This window comes from Streptomyces lydicus, from assembly GCF_001729485.1.
GTDB lineage: Bacteria > Actinomycetota > Actinomycetes > Streptomycetales > Streptomycetaceae > Streptomyces > Streptomyces lydicus_D.
On sequence record NZ_CP017157.1, the window covers coordinates 2,365,596 to 2,386,045 of the forward strand.

Genomic DNA, 20,450 nt, shown 5'->3' on the forward strand with positions numbered 1-20,450 from the left:
TCAGCCCGGCAGCAGCAGATGCAGGTCACCGAATTCGTGCCACAGGTAGCGCCGCCGCACCGCCGCCGCGTAGGCGCGCCCCAGCGCCTCCCCGTCCGCGGTCGCCGACGCCACCGCCCGCAGCATCAGCAGATGCGACGCGGTGGGCTCGTGCAGCCCGGTGAGCAGGCCGTCCACCGCCCGTACGCCGCGCTCCGGGGTCACCACGAGGTCCGTCCAGCCGGCCGCGGCCCGGATCCGCCCGTCCGCGCCGGCCGCCGACTCCAGGGCCCGTACGGCCGTCGTGCCCACCGCGACGATCCGGCCGCCGACAGCCCGCGGCGCCGCCCTCCGGCGCGCCCGCGCGGCGTTCACCAGCCACGCCGTCGCCGCCGGCACCACGAACCGCTCCGGGTACGGCGGCTCGAACGCCTCCGCCGACGCCACCCCCGTGTCCAGCGAGATCGGCGCGAACTGCACCCCCTTGCTCACCAGCCGCGCCACCAGCTCCGCGGTGAACGGCCGGGCCGCGCTCGGCATCTCCGCGCTGCCGCCGCCGGGGGAGTCCACCGCGAACACCGTCCGGTACGCCGCGAGCGGCTGGTCCCGGTCGGTGTAGCCGTACCGGATCGGTCGCCCGTGGCGGCGCATCAGCTCGTCCGCCCGGGCGCCCCTCAGCCGCGCCCACCACAGCCGTACGCCCCCGGGGTCCACCGGCGCCTCCAGCGCCAGCCGTGCCCCGCCCGGCATCCGCACCACCGCGCCGGGCGGGCCGCCCGCCCGCGGGCGGGTGCTGCCCCGGCCGTCCGGGCTGCGCAGCTCGACCGCCCAGCGGCCGGCCACCGCCCGGCCCGCCGGGTGCCACCGGTCGGCCCGGGTCGAGAAGTGCACCACCACCGGCTCACCGCGTCCCCGGCCGTCCCCGACCCGTCCGTCGACCGCCGCCGGCAGCGTGCTGGAGGTGTTGACGACCAGCACGTCCCCGGGTGCCAGCAGCTCCGGCAGCTCGCCGAAGGCGTGGTGCGCGGGCTCCGCGGTACCCCGGCTCACCAGCAGCCGTACGGCGTCCCGGCCCAGCCCGGGGCCCCGCTGCTCGGCCGGCACCCGGGCGGACAGCTCCGCCGGTACCCGCAGCGTGTCCGCGATCACCGGGCACTCCCGGTGTCCGCCGGGGCCGCCGCCCCGGCCGCCGGGTATCGCCCGCTCGGGGCGCCCCGGTCCAGCAGCCGCAGCAGGGCGGGCACCACCGTTCCGGGGAGCGGCCGCCCGGAGGCGTCGTCGTCCGGGACGGCGGCCGCGTACAGATCGGTCCGCATGTCGCCCGGGTCGACGCACCACACGCGCAGCCCCGGCTCCTCCACCGCGAGCACCGCGGACAGCTGGTCCAGCGCGGCCTTCGAGGCCCCGTAGCCGCCCCAGGTGGGGTACGCCTCGACCGCCGCGTCCGAACTGAGGCAGAGGACGGCGCCACCCGTTCCCGCATAAGGGGTCGAATCGGACAAATAAGAATTATGGGAATTCCCGCATGTGGTGTGCGCCTCGTACGCACCGATGGCCCCACCCGGCCGCCCCGAAGGAGCTTCTCCTATATAAGGTGCCTCTCCTTCATACGAGGACAGATAGGAGCCATAGGTTGAATTACGCAAAAGTGGCAAAGCGAGCTGAATCAGTGCCAGCGGCGCCACCACATTCACCTCCAGCGCCCGGCGCAGCCCGTCCAGCGGATGCTCCGCCAGCCGCACCAGCGGCTCGGCGCCCAGCGCGCTCGCGTTGTTCACCAGCAGATCGAGCCCGCCCAGCTCCGCCGCCGCGGCCACCAGCGCCGCCCGGTGCCCGCCGTCCGCCACGTCCCCGACGTGCGCCACCACCCGGCCCCCCGCCCCGCGCAGCTCCCGCGCCGCCTCCTGGAGCGGCCCGGTCGACCGGGCGTCCACCACCAGGTCCCAGCCGCGTGCGGCCAGTGCCCGGGCCAGCGCCCGGCCCAGTCCCTTCGACGCCCCCGTGATGATCGCCACCGGCATGATCGCGTCCCCTTCCCGCCGGGACGGCCGCCCCGGCCACGCCCTCACCGTAGGAACGCCCCCGCCCCGCGCACGTCGGCCGGCGGACCGGTCCCGGGCAGGGCATTCGCCCTAGGGCCGGGGGCCCAGGCGGAGGCGTCGCCGGACCGATACGGGCCGCGCGCCCCGCCGGTACGGTGAAGCCATGACCAACGGACCGGGAGCCGGGATCCCCGCGGTGAGCACCGCGATCCTGGCGATGAGCAGGCATCTTGAGGTGCGCGACGTCCTCAAGACGATCGTGGCCTCGGCCCGCGAACTGCTGGACGCCGAGTACGCCGCCCTGGGAGTGCCCGACGACCACGGCGGCTTCGCCCAGTTCGTCGTCGACGGCGTCAGCGCGGAGCAGTGGAAGGCCATCGGCCCGCTGCCCCGCCAGCACGGCATCCTCGCCGCGATGCTGCACAACGCCACCCCCGAGCGGCTCGCCGACGTCCGTGAGGACCCCCGCTTCGGCGGCTGGCCGGCCGCCCACCCCGACATGTCCGACTTCCTGGGCCTGCCGGTCGCCGACGGCGACGAGATCCTCGGCGCCCTCTTCCTGGCCAACAAGCGCTGCCCCGAGCCCCCTCTCTCCCGCCGGGACGGCTGCGGCTTCACCGAGGACGACGAGCGCCTGCTCGGCATACTCGCCCAGCACGCCGCCATCGCCCTGACCAACGCCCGCCTCTACGAGCGCAGCCGCGAGCTCACCATCGCCGGCGAGCGGGCCCGGCTCGCCCACGAACTGCACGACGCCGTCGCCCAGAAGCTGTTCTCGCTGCGCCTGACCGCCCAGGCCGCCACCGCCCTGGTCGACCGCGACCCGGGCCGCGCCAAGGACGAACTCCACCAGGTCGCCGCGCTGGCCGCGGAGGCCGCCGACGAACTGCGCGCCGCCGTCGTCGAGTTGCGCCCCGCGGCACTGGACGAGGACGGGCTGGTGGCCACCCTCCGCTCGCAGATCCAGGTACTGGACCGCGCCCACGCCGCCCGAGTGACCTTCGAGGCCCAGGGCGTGCGGGCCCTGCCGTCCGCCCAGGAGGAGGCCGTGCTCCGGGTCGCCCAGGAGGCGCTGCACAACGCGCTGCGGCACTCGGGCGCGGAAAGCGTCGAGGTCACCCTGTCCCGCAACGGCCAGGGCGCGCTGCTGCGGATCGCCGACGACGGCTGTGGTTTCGACCCCGGCGCCGTCCGCCGGGCCGGCCGCCACCTCGGCCTGGTGTCGATGCACGACCGGGCCGGCGGCGTCGGCGGAAAGCTCACGGTGGAGTCGGAGCCCGGCAAGGGCACCGCTGTCGAGATGGAGGTGCCCGGTGGCTGACATCCGGTCGATCCACGTCCTGCTCGTCGACGACCACCAGGTCGTGCGCCGCGGGCTGCGGACGTTCCTGGAGGTCCAGGACGACATCGAGGTGGTGGGGGAGGCCGCCGACGGGGCCGAGGGCATCGCCGCCGCCGAACAACTGCGCCCGGACGTCGTCCTGATGGACGTCAAGATGCCCGGCACGGACGGCATCGAGGCCCTCCGCAAGCTCCGCGAACTCGACAACCCCGCCCGGGTGCTGGTGGTGACCAGCTTCACCGAGCAGCGCACCGTCGTCCCGGCGCTGCGCGCGGGCGCGGCCGGCTACGTCTACAAGGACATCGACCCCGAGGCGCTGGCCGCCGCCATCCGCTCCGTGCACGCCGGCCACGTCGTGCTGCAGCCCGAGGTGGCCGGTGCGTTGCTCTCGCAGGAGGAGGGCAACGGCGGGCAGGGGCGCGGCACCTCCCTCACCGACCGGGAGAGCGAGGTGCTCGCGCTGATCGCGGACGGCCGCTCCAACCGGGAGATCGCCCGCGCGCTGGTGCTGTCGGAAAAGACCGTCAAGACCCATGTGTCCAACATCCTCATGAAGCTCGACCTCGCCGACCGGACGCAGGCCGCGCTGTGGGCCGTACGGCACGGAATCGGGGCCTGAGCAGCCAGGAAGCCCGGCCGGACCGGGGGTGCGACGGTCACCCCGTACGACAATGCGTCAACCCGAACGTCGCTCTCCGGTCCGAGATTCATACTGTCGTGTAGCGGTAGCCCGTTCGGCGTATCCCTCCTCGGGTCGGGCCGTTGTCCAGAGCAGTCGTGGCGGCTGGTCACGACAACGGCAATGAGGAGCTAGAGAAGTGAAGAACATCAAGCGCGCAGCGGCCATCACGATGGTGGCGAGCGGTCTCGCCCTCGCGGGCGCCGGCGTCGCTTCGGCGCACGGCTCGCAGGCGGTGGGCGGCGCCACGAACTCCCCCGGTGTCGTCTCCGGCAACGTCATCCAGGCCCCGGTGCACGTCCCGGTCAACGTCTGCGGCAACACCGTCTCCGTCGTCGGTCTGCTCAACCCCAGCTTCGGCAACCCCTGCGTCAACAACTGACCGCAGGCTCCCGCCCGCAGGGCCCGCACGCTCCGCGCCGTGCCGTGGTCCACGGCCCGCGCGGAGCGTGCCGGACCGGCCCCCGTCACCCCCTGGACGCCCGGCCGGTCCGCTCTCCGCACCGTCACCGTCATCCGGCCGGCCTTGTGCCGCCAAGTGAGGAACACCCCATGAACACCGCCAAGAAGGCCGCCCTCGTCCTCTCCGCCACCGGTCTCGCCCTGAGCGCGGCCGCCGGTTCGGCCTTCGCCACCGGTGGCGCCCAGGCCGCCGGTGGTGCCACGAACTCTCCCGGCGTCGGCTCCGGCAACCTCGTCCAGGCCCCGGTGCACGTCCCGGTGAACGTCAGCGGCAACACCGTCAACGTCGTCGGCGTGCTCAACTCGGCGTTCGGCAACCTCAGCACCAACAACTGACCTGCCCGACCGGGGCTGAACGGCTCAGCTGCGCCGAGCCGTTCAGCCCTGCGGTGCTGCGGTTCCCGTGACCACCGCCGAGAAGGCCGGACTCGTGGTCGCCAACCTCGTCCAGGCCCCGGTGCCCGTCCCGGCGAACGCCACCGGCAACAGCGCCGACGTCATCGCCGACGCCATCGGCGTGCTCGACCCCGCCTCCGGCGACCCCAGCGTCAACACCTGAGGCTGTCCGGGCCGGGCTGAACAGCTCGCCCTGCCCAGAGCTGTTCGGCCCGTCCCGGCCACGGCCCCGCCGTCGACCCCACAAGGGTCCGGCGGGGCCCGCCGTTGTGCTCCCGGCGGCCGCCCGGTTTCACCCCCGGTGCCGCTCCCGCTCCTCCACCGCGGAGTTGTACGCCGCCACCTGCGCCCGCCGGGCCGTACGGTCCAACGGGCGCAGCGCCTCCGCACGGGCCGCGATCTCCGACGAGCTCACCGCGCCGCCGTGCTCCCCGTCCCCGCCGGCGGCGCGCGCGATGTCGATCAGCGCTCCGACCCGCTGCGCCAGCTCCAGCACCCGCACCGCCCGCGGCGGATAGCCGGGCGCCAGCACCTGCCGGCCGGCCTCGGACCGCGCCCGGTACGCCTCCAACGCCGCCTGCGCCACCGGCCCGGAACCGGCCACGTCCAGCTTCGAGAGCACCTCGGTCGCCTCCCGCAGCGCCTCCGCCAGCTCCCGCTCCGCCTCGCCCAGCGACGGCACGTCGGCCGGCGGCGCCTCCCGCACCGGCAGACACCGCCAGACCACCTCGACGTGCACATCGGGCGCGGCACCGCCTTCCGGCCCGGCCTCGTACGTCTCCGGGACCAGCCCCAGCCCGGCGCCCGCGGCGAGCACCGCCTCCCCGGCCTCCAGCGCCCGCGCGTTGAAATCCGGCGGGCCGGTCAGGCCCAGCGGATGCCCCGCCACCGGCAGCGCCACCCGCAGGCCGATCGCGCCCAGCGTCCGCAGCCGCCCCAGCGCGAGCGTCAGCCCCACCGGGGCGGCCTCCCCGGGCAGGTCCGCCACGCGGTGCACCGCGTCGTCCTCCGCGATCCGGTGCGCGGCTTCATCAGGTGAGACAAGTCCGGCCAAAAGGGAATTTCCCCATGCCGCCAACCGTCCCGAACGAGGTTCATCGAGCATGGTCCCCAGCCTAGGGAACAGCACTGACAACGAGTGGCGTAGGTTTGCAGGGGCTGCGCCTACAGGTGCGCCGCGACGACCGAGAAGCAATGGGAGACAACGCGCTCATGAGCGATGTGCTGGAGCTGGTGGACGTATCCGTGGTCCGCGAAGGACGGGCTCTGGTGGACCAGGTCTCCTGGTCGGTGAAGGAGGGGGAGCGCTGGGTGATCCTCGGCCCCAACGGCGCCGGCAAGACCACCCTGCTCAATATCGCCTCCAGCTACCTCTACCCGACCAAGGGCAGCGTCTCGGTCCTCGGTGAGCAGCTCGGCAAGGTCGACGTCTTCGACCTGCGCCCGCGCATCGGTATCGCCGGTATCGCGCTCGCCGACAAGCTGCCGCGCAGCCAGACCGTCCTGCAGACCGTGCTCACCGCCGCGTACGGCATGACCGCGCACTGGCAGGAGAACTACGAGGACATCGACGAGCAGCGCGCCCGCGCCTTCCTTGACCGCCTCGGCATGAACGACTACCTCGACCGGAAGTTCGGCACCCTCTCCGAGGGCGAGCGCAAGCGCACCCTGATCGCCCGCGCGATGATGACCGACCCCGAGCTGCTCCTGCTGGACGAGCCGGCCGCCGGCCTCGACCTCGGCGGCCGCGAGGACCTGGTCCGCCGCCTCGGCCGTCTCGCCCGCGACCCGTACGCCCCCTCGATGCTGATGGTCACCCACCACGTCGAGGAGATCGCGCCCGGCTTCACCCACGTCCTGATGATCCGTCAGGGCAAGGTGCTGGCCGCCGGCCCCATCGACCTGGAGCTGACCTCCAGCAACCTCTCGCACTGCTTCGGCCTGCCGCTGGTCGTCGAGCGTGTGGGCGACCGCTTCACCGCCCAGGGCCTGCCGCTGACCTGAGCGGTGGCCCGCAACGGCCCCGGGCGGCCGGGGGCTGACCGATCGCGCCCTGTCCCGGCCGGCCGCACGGATCTACCATGAACCCGTGGATCCATGGGTGTGGTGGCTGATCGCCGCCGTAGGACTGGGTATTCCTCTCGTCGTGACCGCGATGCCCGAATTCGGGATGCTCGCGGCCGGCGCCGTCGCCGGTGCCGTCACCGCAGCGCTCGGTGGCGGCACCGTCGCGCAATTCCTCGTGTTCGCCGCCGTATCGGTCGCGCTGATCGCCGTCGTACGCTCCCTCGCGGCCCGCCAGCGCGGGCAGAGCCCCGGCCTCGCTTCCGGGATCGACGCCCTCAAGGGCAGGAGCGCCACGGTCCTGAAACGCGTCGACGGCGGGGTCGGCGGCCGCATCAAGCTGGCCGGCGAGATCTGGTCGGCGCGTGCCCTCGACGGCGACCGGATCTACGAACCGGGCCAGCAGGTCGACGTCGTCGACATCGACGGCGCCACCGCCGTCGTCATCTGACCCGAACACGCTGCGCGACGAGCCATGTCTCTGAAACACTGATCACCGGCAAGCCGGTCACCGGCCGGCGCGGACCAGCAACGAAGGGCACGGGAGCCGCTGTGGAACCGATCATCATCGTCCTGATCATCCTGGTGGTGCTCGTGTTCATCGCACTCATCAAAACGATCCAGGTCATCCCACAGGCCAGCGCGGCCATCGTGGAGCGCTTCGGCCGCTACACCCGGACGCTCAACGCCGGCCTGAACATCGTCGTCCCGTTCATCGACTCCATCCGCAACCGCATCGACCTCCGTGAGCAGGTCGTGCCGTTCCCGCCGCAGCCGGTGATCACCCAGGACAACCTGGTCGTGAACATCGACACGGTCATCTACTACCAGGTGACCGACGCCCGCGCCGCGACCTACGAGGTCGCCAGCTACATCCAGGCGATCGAGCAGCTCACCGTCACCACGCTCCGCAACATCATCGGCGGCATGGACCTGGAGCGGACGCTGACCTCCCGCGAGGAGATCAACGCGGCGCTGCGCGGCGTCCTCGACGAGGCCACCGGCAAGTGGGGCATCCGCGTCAACCGCGTCGAGCTCAAGGCCATCGAGCCGCCGACCTCCATCCAGGACTCGATGGAGAAGCAGATGCGTGCCGACCGCGACAAGCGCGCCGCCATCCTCCAGGCCGAAGGTGTCCGGCAGTCGCAGATCCTGACCGCCGAGGGTGAGAAGCAGTCCTCGATCCTGCGCGCCGAGGGTGAGGCCAAGGCCGCCGCGCTGCGCGCCGAGGGCGAGGCCCAGGCGATCCGGGTGGTCTTCGAGTCCATCCACGCCGGCGACCCGGACCAGAAGCTGCTGTCCTACCAGTACCTCCAGATGCTCCCGAAGATCGCCGAGGGCGACGCCAACAAGCTCTGGATCGTCCCCAGCGAGATCGGCGACGCCCTCAAGGGCCTCGGCGGCGCCCTCGGCAACTTCACCCCGCCGACCGGCGGCGGCTCCATCCCCAAGCCCGGTGGGCCGAAGCACGAAACGCCCCCGATCGACTGACCCGGCACCCCCTGGTGCATGATCGGGCGGGACCGCACCGATCATGCACGGGGGAGTTCGCGTGAGCATCTGGGAAGCAGTCGCCGTCTTCGCCGCGGGGCTGGGCGCCGGCACGATCAACACCATCGTCGGGTCCGGGACACTCATCACGTTCCCGGTACTGCTCGCCTTCGGCCTGCCGCCCGTCACCGCCAACGTCTCCAACACCCTCGGCCTGGTGCCCGGTGCACTCAGCGGCGCCTTCGGCTACCGCCGCGAACTGACCGGCCAGCGCCGCCGGCTGCTGCGCTTCGGCGCCATCGCCCTCCTCGGCGGCCTGAGCGGGGCGATCCTGCTGCTGGCGCTGCCCTCCACGGCCTTCGACGCGATCGTCCCCGTGCTGATCGCGGTGGCGCTCGTCCTCGTCGTCGTCCAGCCCTGGTTGGCCAGGAAGCTGCGCGCCCGCCGCGAGCGCAACGGCACCGTCCCGCACCCCGACGGCGGCATCGCCCTGCTGCTCGGCCTGCTGCTCGCCAGCGCCTACGGCGGATACTTCGGCGCCGCCCAGGGCGTGCTCTACCTCTCCCTGATGGGCCTGCTGCTCCACGAGGACCTGCAGCGGATCAACGCCCTCAAGAATGTCCTCGCCGCGGTCGTCAACGGCGTCGCCGCGGTCTTCTTCCTCTTCGTCGCCACCTTCGACTGGACCGCCGTCGCCCTGATCGCGGTCGGCTCCACCCTCGGCGGCCAGCTCGGCGCCAAGGTCGGCCGCCGGCTGCCGCCCCCCGCGCTGCGCGCCGTCATCGTCGTCGTCGGCCTGCTGGCCATCGCCCAGCTCCTCCTCAGGTGAGGGGAGCCGGACGACGGCCCGGCGACCGGACGGTCAGGCCGGCAGCGCCAGCCACTCCGGCAGGCCCTCCCGCACGGACACCCCCAGCGTCGACAGCAGCGCGTCCGCCGGCGTCGGCTCGAACGGCCGCCGCAGCAGCTGCATGCCCGCCTGCTCGGGCGTACGGTCCGCCTTGCGGTGGTTGTCCTCCGCACACGAGGCGACCGTGTTCAGCCAGGTGTCCCCACCGCCGTGCGACCGCGGCACGACGTGGTCGACCGTCGTCGCCCGGCGCCCGCAGTACGCGCACCGGTGCTGGTCACGCACCAGTACGCCGCGCCGCGACCAGGGCGCCCGTCTTCGGAACGGCACCCGTACGTACCTGCTGAGCCTGATCACCTGCGGCACCGGGACGTCCACCGAAGCGGCACGGATGCGCAGCCCCGGGTGCGCGTGCTCGACGACGGCCTTGTCCTGCATGACCAGCACCACCGCACGCCGCAGCGACACCGTCGCCAGCGGCTCGAAGCTCGCATTCAGCACCAGCGTCTCGCGCATCCCGTCCACCTCCCGGACCCGCTCCGCCCCCGTGGCGAAGTTGCTCCACTGTGCAGCGGCAGGTATTCCCCGAACAACGCAATTTCCGTACGCCACAAGGGAAATGGGGAGTGAGCGGAAGATGAAGAACCGGGTGCTCCGGCGGCGGCCCGCGCACACCGGGGGAGCCGGGAAGGACCGCCCGGCACACCGGGACGGCACGAGAGAGATCGCTCCGGGTCCCACCCCCGTGAACACGCGAGACCCGGAGCGAACGACAGCCGGCGAGGACGCCCGACACGAGTCCGGGCTCCGGCGAGCCGGGGGCGACACACCTGCGCCCCGCCGCTCCCGCCACTGCGGTACCAGCTGTCCGACGCCCTGATGAGGGGCGGCGACTCGGGTACCACTCTGCGTGCGGGAAGCGCCGGGGCGCAACGGAATTACGGCACTCAGCCAGCCGCCGGCACCTCGTACTCGGCGATCAGCTGGGCCCGCCCGATCGTGTGGAACCGCAGATTGAACCCCACCACCGCGGGCGAGACGTCCGCGCCCGGACCGAGCTTCTCCTGGTCCACGGCGTACACCGTGAACACATAGCGGTGCGGACCGTCGCCGGGCGGCGGCGCCGCGCCCCCGAAGTCCCGCGTCCCGTAGTCGTTACGGACATGAACGGCCCCCTCGGGAAGCCCCTTCATGTCACCGCTGCCCGCCCCGGCCGGCAGCTCCGTCACCGACGCCGGAAGGTCGAACAGCACCCAGTGCCAGAAACCGCTGCCGGTCGGCGCGTCCGGGTCGTAGCAGGTGACGGCGTAGCTCTGCGTCCCCGCGGGCGCACCCTCCCACCGCAGGTGCGGCGAGCGGTTCCCCTCGGCGTGGACCTGCTCCGGCCGCAGCGTCCCGCCCGGCTCCACCTCGTCGCTCAGCACCGTGAACTCCGGCACCGGCGGGTGGAAATCGTGCGGGAGCGGCCGCCGCTTCAGCTCGGACACTCGAACCTCCTGGTCGCTTGCTGACACTTCGTCCGGCCAGGTTAGAGCCAGTTCCGCTTGCCGCCGACCTCCGCCAGCCACTGGTTGAGGTACGCCGCCCAGTCGGTCCCCTCGAAGTCCTGCAGACCGACCGTGAACGACCGGTAGGTGTCCGACCCCTCGGTGAACAGACCAGGCTTCTTGTCCATCTCCAGGACGACGTCCATCTCCCGGTCGTCCGCGACGAACGACAGCTCGACCTGGTTGAGCCCCCGGTACTGCTGCGGCGCGTAGAACTCGATCTCCTGGTAGAAGGGCAGATGCTGTCGCGTGCCCCTGATGTGCCCCTGCTCGAGGTCGGCGGCCTTGAAACGGAATCCGAGCCGGCCGAACGCGTCGAGGATCGCCTGCTGCGCCGGCAGCGGGTGCACATTCACCGGGTCGAGGTCGCCGGAGTCCACCGCCCGCGCGATCGCCAGCTCCGTCGTCACCCCGACGCTCATCCCGTGCAGATGGGTCCCCAGGAACGTGGTGATCGGCGTCTCCCACGGGATCTCCAGCCCGAACGGCACGGTGTGCGCCGCCCCGGCCTGCACCTCGAACGCCCCACCCAGCTGGACCTTGGTGAACTCGACGTTCCGCTTGTACTCCTCGTCGCCGCTCTCCACCTCCACCCGCGCCTGCAGCCCGACGGACAGCCCCTGGATCTCCTGAGCCACCGACCCGCCCTGGATCCGCACCTCACCCTGCACGACCCCACCCGGGACGACGTTCTCCTCAAAGAGCACCGTCTCCACCGACGCGCCTCCGGCACCCAGGCTCGCCAGCAGCTTCTTGAATCCCATGCTCTTCCTCCCCAGGCGCAGCGCCTGTGTTCCGTTGTCGTGCGTACCGGGAACCGGCCCCGGTCCGAACGGCCCGCTCTCCGCGGACCGCTGCCCGCGCATTGCTTCCTACGAACGCGAAACTGCGCAGGCCGGTTCCACGGCCACACCTTCCCAACCCCGACGCCCTCGTGGCCAGCCGGCGCCCGCGGGCGCTCCGTTACCCTCGTACCGCATGACCGACGTACCGGAACGAATGCCGCTCAACCGCGACTTCTTCGCCCGCCCCGTCATAGAGGTGGCCCCCGAGCTCCTCGGCCGCACCCTCGTACGCCACACCCCGGACGGCCCGATCGAACTCCGGCTGACCGAGGTCGAGGCATACGACGGCGAGAACGACCCCGGCTCCCACGCCTACCGCGGACGCACCGCACGCAACGCCACGATGTTCGGCCCGCCGGGGCACGCGTACGTCTATTTCATCTACGGCATGTGGTTCAGCCTCAACGCGGTCTGCGCCCCGGAGGGCCAGGCCAGCGGTGTCCTGCTGCGTGCCGGAAAGATCATCCGCGGCGCCGAGCTGGCCGCCGCCCGACGTCCCAAGGCCCGCAGCGCCAACGAACTGGCCAAGGGCCCGGCCCGGCTGGCCACCGCCCTCGACATCGACCGGAGCCTCGACGGCGTCGACCTGTGCCGCGGCGGCGACGCCCCGCTCACCCTGCTTCAGGGCGACCCGCCGGACCCCGCCCTCGTACGCCACGGCCCGCGCACCGGCGTCGGCGGCGACGGGGCCCACCACCCCTGGCGCTACTGGATCGCGGACGACCCGACCGTCAGCCCGTACCGCCGTCATGTGCCCCGACGCCGCGCGACCAGCGCTACTTGACTCTCCACCGTCAACCGCCTAACGTAGCCCGAGCCGCTGGAGACGGGCAGCGCTTTCTGCGCAGACCGCCAGGCGGCAAAACCAACTACTGCGATCGAACCCCTGACGGGTCCTTTTTGGCGTTGCCAAAATTCGACCCCGCCGACTCGATTATGAGCCGCCAGGAAAAGCCGCTAAAGTTGAAACGCGCCGAAAGAACAGCGGTAAAAGCCGTTCCGAAGCGCACTCCGACGAAAATCGGAACCGGAATCAAACGAAACCGGATCTGCTAGGGTCGGAACCGCGAAGAAGCCGAAAGGCCGAATCGCACCGGCGAAAATCGGAACCGCAAGGATCTGATAGAGTCGGAAACGCAACACCGAAGGGAAGCGCCCGGAGGGCCTGGTGAAACAGGCACAAAGGAAGCGTCCGTTCCTTGAGAACTCAACAGCGTGCCAAAAGTCAACGCCAGATATGTTGATACCCCGTCTACCGGAAACATCCGGCAGATGAGGTTCCTTTGAAAGTCCATCCCGTCCATGTGGCGCGGATGGCACACACAGCGAGGACGCTGTGAACGACCGGACCTATTCCGTTTGGTCGTTCCGCTCTCGTGTGTGTTGACCCGATTACGGGTAAACATTCACGGAGAGTTTGATCCTGGCTCAGGACGAACGCTGGCGGCGTGCTTAACACATGCAAGTCGAACGATGAACCTCCTTCGGGAGGGGATTAGTGGCGAACGGGTGAGTAACACGTGGGCAATCTGCCCTTCACTCTGGGACAAGCCCTGGAAACGGGGTCTAATACCGGATACGACACGGGGTCGCATGACCTCCGTGTGGAAAGCTCCGGCGGTGAAGGATGAGCCCGCGGCCTATCAGCTTGTTGGTGGGGTGATGGCCTACCAAGGCGACGACGGGTAGCCGGCCTGAGAGGGCGACCGGCCACACTGGGACTGAGACACGGCCCAGACTCCTACGGGAGGCAGCAGTGGGGAATATTGCACAATGGGCGAAAGCCTGATGCAGCGACGCCGCGTGAGGGATGACGGCCTTCGGGTTGTAAACCTCTTTCAGCAGGGAAGAAGCGAGAGTGACGGTACCTGCAGAAGAAGCGCCGGCTAACTACGTGCCAGCAGCCGCGGTAATACGTAGGGCGCAAGCGTTGTCCGGAATTATTGGGCGTAAAGAGCTCGTAGGCGGCTTGTCACGTCGGATGTGAAAGCCCGGGGCTTAACCCCGGGTCTGCATTCGATACGGGCAGGCTAGAGTTCGGTAGGGGAGATCGGAATTCCTGGTGTAGCGGTGAAATGCGCAGATATCAGGAGGAACACCGGTGGCGAAGGCGGATCTCTGGGCCGATACTGACGCTGAGGAGCGAAAGCGTGGGGAGCGAACAGGATTAGATACCCTGGTAGTCCACGCCGTAAACGTTGGGAACTAGGTGTGGGCGACATTCCACGTCGTCCGTGCCGCAGCTAACGCATTAAGTTCCCCGCCTGGGGAGTACGGCCGCAAGGCTAAAACTCAAAGGAATTGACGGGGGCCCGCACAAGCAGCGGAGCATGTGGCTTAATTCGACGCAACGCGAAGAACCTTACCAAGGCTTGACATACACCGGAAAACCCTGGAGACAGGGTCCCCCTTGTGGTCGGTGTACAGGTGGTGCATGGCTGTCGTCAGCTCGTGTCGTGAGATGTTGGGTTAAGTCCCGCAACGAGCGCAACCCTTGTTCTGTGTTGCCAGCATGCCCTTCGGGGTGATGGGGACTCACAGGAGACTGCCGGGGTCAACTCGGAGGAAGGTGGGGACGACGTCAAGTCATCATGCCCCTTATGTCTTGGGCTGCACACGTGCTACAATGGCCGGTACAATGAGCTGCGATACCGCGAGGTGGAGCGAATCTCAAAAAGCCGGTCTCAGTTCGGATTGGGGTCTGCAACTCGACCCCATGAAGTCGGAGTTGCTAGTAATCGCAGATCAGCATTGCTGCGGTGAATACGTTCCCGGGCCTTGTACACACCGCCCGTCACGTCACGAAAGTCGGTAACACCCGAAGCCGGTGGCCCAACCCCTTGTGGGAGGGAATCGTCGAAGGTGGGACTGGCGATTGGGACGAAGTCGTAACAAGGTAGCCGTACCGGAAGGTGCGGCTGGATCACCTCCTTTCTAAGGAGCACTTCTTACCAAGCCTGGCTTGGTCAGAGGCCAGTACATCAGCGAATGTCTGATGCTGGTTGCTCATGGGTGGAACGTTGACTATTCGGCGCACTTGAGTCTTGGACGTTAGTACTGCTTCGGCGTGGAACGCATCTGAGGGTTTGAGTGGGTCGGGCACGCTGTTGGGTATCTGAGGGTGCGGACTTGAGTCTGCTCCTTCGCGATGCCGGCCCCGGTAAAGGTCCACGTTGGTGGGTTGTGACGGGTGGCTGGTCGTTGCTTGAGAACTGCACAGTGGACGCGAGCATCTGTGGCCAAGTTTTTAAGGGCGCACGGTGGATGCCTTGGCACCAGGAACCGATGAAGGACGTGGGAGGCCACGATAGGCCCCGGGGAGCTGTCAACCAAGCTTTGATCCGGGGGTGTCCGAATGGGGAAACCCGGCAGTCGTCATGGGCTGTCACCCGCTGCTGAACACATAGGCAGTGTGGAGGGAACGCGGGGAAGTGAAACATCTCAGTACCCGCAGGAAGAGAAAACAACCGTGATTCCGGGAGTAGTGGCGAGCGAAACTGGATGAGGCCAAACCAGTCACGTGTGATACCCGGCAGGGGTTGCGTGGTTGGGGTTGTGGGATCTCTTTTCTGCAGTCTGCCGGCTGTGGGACGAGTCAGAAACCGTTGATGTAGGCGAAGGACATGCGAAAGGTCCGGCGTAGAGGGTAAGACCCCCGTAGCTGAAACATTGACGGCTCGTTTAAGAGACACCCAAGTAGCACGGGGCCCGAGAAATCCCGTGTGAATCTGGCGGGACCACCCGTTAAGCCTAAATATTCCCTGGTGACCGATAGCGGATAGTACCGTGAGGGAATGGTGAAAAGTACCGCGGGAGCGGAGTGAAATAGTACCTGAAACCGTGTGCCTACAAGCCGTGGGAGCGTCGCACAAGGAACTTGTTCCTTGTGTCGTGACTGCGTGCCTTTTGAAGAATGAGCCTGCGAGTTTGCGGTATGTTGCGAGGTTAACCCGTGTGGGGAAGCCGTAGCGAAAGCGAGTCCGAATAGGGCGTTGAGTAGCGTGCCCAAGACCCGAAGCGGAGTGATCTAGCCATGGGCAGGTTGAAGCGGAGGTAAGACTTCGTGGAGGACCGAACCCACCAGGGTTGAAAACCTGGGGGATGACCTGTGGTTAGGGGTGAAAGGCCAATCAAACTCCGTGATAGCTGGTTCTCCCCGAAATGCATTTAGGTGCAGCGTCGTGTGTTTCTTGCCGGAGGTAGAGCACTGGATAGGCGATGGGCCCTACCGGGTTACTGACCTTAGCCAAACTCCGAATGCCGGTAAGTGAGAGCGCGGCAGTGAGACTGTGGGGGATAAGCTCCATGGTCGAGAGGGAAACAGCCCAGAGCATCGACTAAGGCCCCTAAGCGTGTGCTAAGTGGGAAAGGATGTGGAGTCGCAGAGACAACCAGGAGGTTGGCTTAGAAGCAGCCACCCTTGAAAGAGTGCGTAATAGCTCACTGGTCAAGTGATTCCGCGCCGACAATGTAGCGGGGCTCAAGCACACCGCCGAAGTCATGTCATTGCGGTATTACCCCCAACGGGGATCGTGATGGGTAGGGGAGCGTCGTGTGCCGGGTGAAGCAGCCGCGGAAGCGAGTTGTGGACGGTTCACGAGTGAGAATGCAGGCATGAGTAGCGATACAAGAGTGGGAAACTCTTGCGCCGATTGACTAAGGGTTCCTGGGTCAAGCTGATCTGCCCAGGGTAAGTCGGGACCTAAGGCGAGGCCGACAGGCGTAGTCGATGGACAACCGGTTGATATTCCGGTACCCGCTTTGAAGCGCCAAACATTGAATCAGGCGATGCTAAGTCCGTGAAGCCGCCGTGGATCCTTCGGGTGAAGCGGAGTGGTGGAGCCGACGAACCAGACTTGTAGTAGGTGAGTGATGGGGTGACGCAGGAAGGTAGTCCAGCCCGGGCGGTGGTTGTCCCGGGGTAAGGGTGTAGGGCGCTGTCTAGGCAAATCCGGACAGCTTGAAGCCTGAGACCTGATGCCGAGCCGATTGTGGTGAAGTGGATGATCCTATGCTGTCGAGAAAAGCCTCTAGCGAGTTTCATGGCGGCCCGTACCCTAAACCGACTCAGGTGGTCAGGTAGAGAATACCGAGGCGTTCGGGTGAACTATGGTTAAGGAACTCGGCAAAATGCCCCCGTAACTTCGGGAGAAGGGGGGCCATTTCCGGTGATGAGACTTGCTCTCTGAGCTGGGGGTGGCCGCAGAGACCAGCGAGAAGCGACTGTTTACTAAAAACACAGGTCCGTGCGAAGCCGTAAGGCGATGTATACGGACTGACGCCTGCCCGGTGCTGGAACGTTAAGGGGACCGGTTAGTCATGATTCGTCATGGCGAAGCTGAGAACTTAAGCGCCAGTAAACGGCGGTGGTAACTATAACCATCCTAAGGTAGCGAAATTCCTTGTCGGGTAAGTTCCGACCTGCACGAATGGCGTAACGACTTCTCGACTGTCTCAACCATAGGCCCGGTGAAATTGCATTACGAGTAAAGATGCTCGTTTCGCGCAGCAGGACGGAAAGACCCCGGGACCTTTACTATAGCTTGATATTGGTGTTCGGTTCGGCTTGTGTAGGATAGGTGGGAGACTTTGAAGCGGCCACGCCAGTGGTTGTGGAGTCATTGTTGAAATACCACTCTGGTCGTGCTGGATGTCTAACCTGGGTCCGTGATCCGGATCAGGGACAGTGTCTGGTGGGTAGTTTAACTGGGGCGGTTGCCTCCTAAAGAGTAACGGAGGCGCCCAAAGGTTCCCTCAGCCTGGTTGGCAATCAGGTGTTGAGTGTAAGTGCACAAGGGAGCTTGACTGTGAGACTGACGGGTCGAGCAGGTACGAAAGTAGGGACTAGTGATCCGGCGGTGGCTTGTGGAAGCGCCGTCGCTCAACGGATAAAAGGTACCCCGGGGATAACAGGCTGATCTTCCCCAAGAGTCCATATCGACGGGATGGTTTGGCACCTCGATGTCGGCTCGTCGCATCCTGGGGCTGGAGTCGGTCCCAAGGGTTGGGCTGTTCGCCCATTAAAGCGGTACGCGAGCTGGGTTTAGAACGTCGTGAGACAGTTCGGTCCCTATCCGCTGTGCGCGTAGGAGTCTTGAGAAGGGCTGTCCCTAGTACGAGAGGACCGGGACGGACGAACCTCTGGTGTGCCAGTTGTCCTGCCAAGGGCATGGCTGGTTGGCTACGTTCGGAAAGGATAACCGCTGAAAGCATCTAAGCGGGAAGCCTGCTTCGAGATGAGGGCTCCCACCCCCTTTGAGGGGTTAAGGCTCCCAGTAGACGACTGGGTTGATAGGCCAGATATGGAAGCGCCGTAAGGTGTGGAGTTGACTGGTACTAATAGGCCGAGGGCTTGTCCTCAGTTGCTCGCGTCCACTGTGTGGTTCCCGGGTTGCGAACAGTCGCAATCGCTGGTTGAACCAAGTTTCACTTCAATTAACTGAAAAGTGTGCTTGTTCGCTCGAACCCGATAGGGTTTCGGTGGTCATAGCGTTAGGGAAACGCCCGGTTACATTTCGAACCCGGAAGCTAAGCCTTTCAGCGCCGATGGTACTGCAGGGGGGACCCTGTGGGAGAGTAGGACGCCGCCGAACAATCTTTCAGGACCCTTGGTCCCAGCGTGCATGCTGGGACCAAGGGTCCTTTTTGTTTTTGCCGAAGCGCGCCGAACTGTTCGGTGCGTGAGAATGAATGCAGTACCGAAGACAGGAGTCACGTCGATGTCCACCAACTCTTCCGACGATCGTTCGGAGCGCCGGCCGCAGCGGCGCGACGACGGTGACCGCGGTGGTTTCCGGCGTGACGACCGGGGCCCGCGGCGCGACAGCCGGGCTGGGGACCGCGGTGAGCGCGGCGGCTTCCGGCGTGATGACCGCGGCGGCGACCGTGGGGGCTTCCGGCGTGACGACCGTGACCGCCCGTCCGGTGGTGACCGCGGTGGATTCCGTGGCGGCGACCGGCGTGACGATCGGCCCCGTGGGCCGCGTCGTGACGACGAGCGCGGTGGCGGGTACCGCCGTGACGACCGGGGCGGCGACCGCCCCTCGTTCCGGCGGGATGACCGGCCGTCCGGTGGCGACCGTGGGGGCTTCCGGCGCGATGACCGTGACCGCCCGTCCGGTGGTGACCGCGGTGGATTCCGTGGCGGCGACCGGCGTGATGACCGGGGCGGCGACCGCGGCGGCTTCCGCCGGGACGACCGTGGCGGCGAGCGCGGTGGATTCCGCGGTGGTGAGCGGGGCGGTGACCGCGGTGGGTTCCGTCGCGATGACCGCCGTGACGACCGTGGCGGCGACCGGGGCGGTTTCCGGCGGGACGAGCGTCGTGACGAGCGCGGCGGCGACCGTCCGTCGTTCCGTCGCGACGACCGCGGTGGTGAGCGCGGGGGCTTCGACCGCCGTGACGACCGCGGTGGTGACCGTGGCGGCGAGCGCGGCGGGTTCCGGCGGGATGACCGGCGGGACGACCGTGGTGGGTTCCGTCGTGATGACCGGCCGTCCGGTGGCGACCGTGGGGGCTTCCGGCGGGACGAGCGTCGGGACGAGCGTGGCGGCGACCGTCCGTCGTTCCGCCGTGACGACCGCGGTGGTGAGCGCGGGGGCTTCGACCGGCGGGACGACCGCCGTGACGACCGCCGTGACGACCGCGGTGGTGACCGTGGCGGCGAGCGCGGTGGGTTCCGGCGGGATGACCGGCGGGACGACCGCGGCGGTGACCGGGGCGGGTTCCGACGCGATGAGCGCGGCGGTGACCGGCGCGATGACCGTGGCGGGTTCCGGCGGGACGACCGCGGGGGGCGGCCGGCGGGTGGCCGCGGCGGCTTCCGCAGGGATGACGACCGTGGCGGGTTCCGCAGGGACGACGAGCGTGGCGGGCGTCGGCCGTACGGCGGTGGCCGGGGGCGTGACGACCGGCGGGACGACCGTCGCGACGACCGGCGGGACCGGGAGCCGATCAAGCGGCTGCCGATTCCGGAGGACGTCACCGGCGACGAGATCGACAAGGACGTGCGGCAGGAGCTGCTGAGCCTGCCGAAGACGCTCGCCGAGGACGTCGCGAAGAACCTGGTGATGGTCGCCAAGCTGCTGGACGAGGACCCGGAGAAGGCGTACGGGTACTCGCGGGTGGCCCTGCGGCTGGCGTCGCGGGTCGCCGCGGTGCGGGAGGCCGCGGGCTTCGCCGCGTACGCGGTCGGCAAGTACAGCGAGGCGCTCGGGGAGTTCCGGGCGGCGCGGCGGATGACCGGCGGCGTGGAGCTGTGGCCGGTCATGGCGGACTGCGAGCGCGGCATGGGCCGGCCGGAGAAGGCGCTGGCGATGGCCGGTGAGCCCGAGGTGCAGAAGCTGGACCGGGCCGGGCAGGTCGAGATGCGGCTGGTCGCGGCGGGTGCCCGTCGGGACATGGGGCAGGCGGACGCCGCGGTGGTGACGCTGCAGAGCCCCGAGCTGGCGTCCAGCGCCGTCCACCCGTGGACCGCGCGGCTGCGGTACGCGTACGCGGACGCGCTGCTGGAGGTCGGGCGTGCGGACGAGGCACGCGACTGGTTCGCCAGGGCGCTGGAGGCCGACCAGGGCGGTACGACGGATGCGTCGGACCGGCTCGCGGAGCTGGACGGCGTCGAGTTCACCGATGTGCTGGAGGAGTCCGGCGAGTCGGAGGAGAACGGCGACGCGGACGACGCGGACGGCGGTGAGCGGCCCGAGAAGGGCTGACGCACGCTGAGCGGACGGTGAAGGGCGGGACCCCGTGCGGGG

At 68.5% G+C, this 20,450-nt stretch carries 18 protein-coding genes and 3 rRNA genes; 15 read left to right on the top strand and 6 right to left on the bottom strand.

Annotation, left to right across the window (positions count from 1 at the left end; all coding sequences use genetic code 11):
- Together SL103_RS10165 and SL103_RS10170 are read right to left on the bottom strand one after the other, a co-directional pair.
- Positions 1-1,128, bottom strand: coding sequence for an S-adenosylmethionine:tRNA ribosyltransferase-isomerase (locus tag SL103_RS10165; protein ID WP_069568481.1), 1,128 nt, complete (start codon positions 1,126-1,128; stop codon positions 1-3).
- Positions 1,125-2,000 carry an SDR family NAD(P)-dependent oxidoreductase gene (locus SL103_RS10170; protein ID WP_069568483.1) on the bottom strand — a complete coding sequence of 292 codons (876 nt, stop codon included), beginning with the start codon at positions 1,998-2,000 and terminating at the stop codon, positions 1,125-1,127. The genes SL103_RS10165 and SL103_RS10170 overlap by 4 nt, the downstream gene beginning before the upstream one ends.
- Before the next feature lie 184 nt (positions 2,001-2,184).
- Between SL103_RS10170 and SL103_RS10175 the strand changes: the two genes are divergently transcribed.
- From SL103_RS10175 to SL103_RS35855, 5 genes are all read left to right on the top strand, one after another.
- Positions 2,185-3,342, top strand: a complete 1,158-nt coding sequence (locus SL103_RS10175) for a GAF domain-containing sensor histidine kinase (RefSeq protein ID WP_069568484.1) — start codon at positions 2,185-2,187, stop codon at positions 3,340-3,342.
- A complete protein-coding gene (locus SL103_RS10180; protein WP_033270473.1) occupies positions 3,335-3,982 on the top strand; it encodes a response regulator in 648 nt (215 codons plus the stop codon). The genes SL103_RS10175 and SL103_RS10180 overlap by 8 nt, the downstream gene beginning before the upstream one ends.
- Before the next feature lie 199 nt (positions 3,983-4,181).
- Positions 4,182-4,424, top strand: coding sequence for a chaplin (locus SL103_RS10185; protein WP_069568485.1), 243 nt, complete (start codon positions 4,182-4,184; stop codon positions 4,422-4,424).
- A gap of 170 nt (positions 4,425-4,594) precedes the next feature.
- The gene (locus SL103_RS10190; RefSeq protein ID WP_069568486.1) at positions 4,595-4,840 is read left to right on the top strand and encodes a chaplin; all 246 of its coding nucleotides are present in this window, start codon (positions 4,595-4,597) and stop codon (positions 4,838-4,840) included.
- Between the two features lie 67 nt (positions 4,841-4,907).
- Positions 4,908-5,063 carry a chaplin family protein gene (locus SL103_RS35855; RefSeq protein WP_244303880.1) on the top strand — a complete coding sequence of 52 codons (156 nt, stop codon included), beginning with the start codon at positions 4,908-4,910 and terminating at the stop codon, positions 5,061-5,063.
- A 129-nt stretch (positions 5,064-5,192) separates the two neighbouring features.
- Here the strand turns inward: SL103_RS35855 and SL103_RS10195 are convergent, their stop codons facing one another.
- The gene (locus SL103_RS10195; protein ID WP_069568488.1) at positions 5,193-6,005 is read right to left on the bottom strand and encodes a hypothetical protein; all 813 of its coding nucleotides are present in this window, start codon (positions 6,003-6,005) and stop codon (positions 5,193-5,195) included.
- Positions 6,006-6,094: 89 nt separating this feature from the next.
- Here SL103_RS10195 and SL103_RS10200 point away from each other — a divergent pair, with 89 nt between their 5' ends.
- The 4 genes from SL103_RS10200 (at position 6,095) to SL103_RS10215 (ending at position 9,284) form a co-directional block, all read left to right on the top strand.
- Entirely contained in the window at positions 6,095-6,904 is an 810-nt protein-coding gene (locus SL103_RS10200) for an ABC transporter ATP-binding protein (RefSeq protein WP_069568489.1), read from the top strand.
- 97 nt (positions 6,905-7,001) lie between these two features.
- Positions 7,002-7,415: an NfeD family protein gene (locus SL103_RS10205; RefSeq protein ID WP_069568490.1), complete on the top strand. Its 414-nt coding sequence runs from the start codon at positions 7,002-7,004 to the stop codon at positions 7,413-7,415.
- A 101-nt stretch (positions 7,416-7,516) separates the two neighbouring features.
- On the top strand, positions 7,517-8,455 hold the full coding sequence (locus tag SL103_RS10210) for an SPFH domain-containing protein (RefSeq protein ID WP_033270467.1): 939 nt from the start codon (positions 7,517-7,519) through the stop codon (positions 8,453-8,455).
- Positions 8,456-8,516: 61 nt separating this feature from the next.
- Positions 8,517-9,284 carry a sulfite exporter TauE/SafE family protein gene (locus SL103_RS10215; protein ID WP_069568491.1) on the top strand — a complete coding sequence of 256 codons (768 nt, stop codon included), beginning with the start codon at positions 8,517-8,519 and terminating at the stop codon, positions 9,282-9,284.
- 33 nt (positions 9,285-9,317) lie between these two features.
- Here the strand turns inward: SL103_RS10215 and SL103_RS10220 are convergent, their stop codons facing one another.
- The 3 genes from SL103_RS10220 to SL103_RS10230 form a co-directional block, all read right to left on the bottom strand.
- Positions 9,318-9,821, bottom strand: coding sequence for an HNH endonuclease (locus tag SL103_RS10220; protein WP_033270465.1), 504 nt, complete (start codon positions 9,819-9,821; stop codon positions 9,318-9,320).
- A gap of 431 nt (positions 9,822-10,252) precedes the next feature.
- Positions 10,253-10,792, bottom strand: coding sequence for a YbhB/YbcL family Raf kinase inhibitor-like protein (locus SL103_RS10225; protein ID WP_033270464.1), 540 nt, complete (start codon positions 10,790-10,792; stop codon positions 10,253-10,255).
- Between the two features lie 41 nt (positions 10,793-10,833).
- Positions 10,834-11,616 (bottom strand): sporulation protein, encoded by a 783-nt coding sequence (locus SL103_RS10230; protein ID WP_069568492.1) that lies wholly within the window; start codon positions 11,614-11,616, stop codon positions 10,834-10,836.
- Positions 11,617-11,830: 214 nt separating this feature from the next.
- Here SL103_RS10230 and SL103_RS10235 point away from each other — a divergent pair, with 214 nt between their 5' ends.
- From SL103_RS10235 to SL103_RS38305, 6 genes are all read left to right on the top strand, one after another.
- Positions 11,831-12,481 (top strand): DNA-3-methyladenine glycosylase, encoded by a 651-nt coding sequence (locus tag SL103_RS10235; RefSeq protein ID WP_069568493.1) that lies wholly within the window; start codon positions 11,831-11,833, stop codon positions 12,479-12,481.
- A gap of 621 nt (positions 12,482-13,102) precedes the next feature.
- A 16S ribosomal RNA gene (locus SL103_RS10240) occupies positions 13,103-14,631 on the top strand.
- A gap of 303 nt (positions 14,632-14,934) precedes the next feature.
- Positions 14,935-18,057: ribosomal RNA gene (locus SL103_RS10245) — 23S ribosomal RNA — on the top strand.
- Between the two features lie 116 nt (positions 18,058-18,173).
- A 5S ribosomal RNA gene (gene rrf, locus SL103_RS10250) occupies positions 18,174-18,290 on the top strand.
- Together the 16S, 23S and 5S rRNA genes form the textbook arrangement of a ribosomal RNA operon.
- Before the next feature lie 205 nt (positions 18,291-18,495).
- Positions 18,496-19,722, top strand: coding sequence for a hypothetical protein (locus SL103_RS38300; RefSeq protein ID WP_244304155.1), 1,227 nt, complete (start codon positions 18,496-18,498; stop codon positions 19,720-19,722).
- A complete protein-coding gene (locus tag SL103_RS38305; protein WP_208870027.1) occupies positions 19,659-20,408 on the top strand; it encodes a tetratricopeptide repeat protein in 750 nt (249 codons plus the stop codon). The genes SL103_RS38300 and SL103_RS38305 overlap by 64 nt, the downstream gene beginning before the upstream one ends.
- The last annotated feature ends 42 nt before the right edge of the window (positions 20,409-20,450 follow it).

Bases quoted from the DNA above. Each gene is read 5' to 3' on its own strand.
- SL103_RS10170 (WP_069568483.1), bottom strand. From the start codon at position 2,000: ATGCCGGTGGCGATCATCACGGGGGCGTCGAAGGGACTGGGCCGGGCG.
- SL103_RS10175 (WP_069568484.1), top strand. From the start codon at position 2,185: ATGACCAACGGACCGGGAGCCGGGATCCCCGCGGTGAGCACCGCGATC.
- SL103_RS10190 (WP_069568486.1), top strand. From the start codon at position 4,595: ATGAACACCGCCAAGAAGGCCGCCCTCGTCCTCTCCGCCACCGGTCTC.
- SL103_RS10195 (WP_069568488.1), bottom strand. From the start codon at position 6,005: ATGCTCGATGAACCTCGTTCGGGACGGTTGGCGGCATGGGGAAATTCC.
- SL103_RS10200 (WP_069568489.1), top strand. From the start codon at position 6,095: ATGGGAGACAACGCGCTCATGAGCGATGTGCTGGAGCTGGTGGACGTA.
- SL103_RS10220 (WP_033270465.1), bottom strand. From the start codon at position 9,821: ATGCGCGAGACGCTGGTGCTGAATGCGAGCTTCGAGCCGCTGGCGACG.
- SL103_RS10230 (WP_069568492.1), bottom strand. From the start codon at position 11,616: ATGGGATTCAAGAAGCTGCTGGCGAGCCTGGGTGCCGGAGGCGCGTCG.
- SL103_RS10235 (WP_069568493.1), top strand. From the start codon at position 11,831: ATGACCGACGTACCGGAACGAATGCCGCTCAACCGCGACTTCTTCGCC.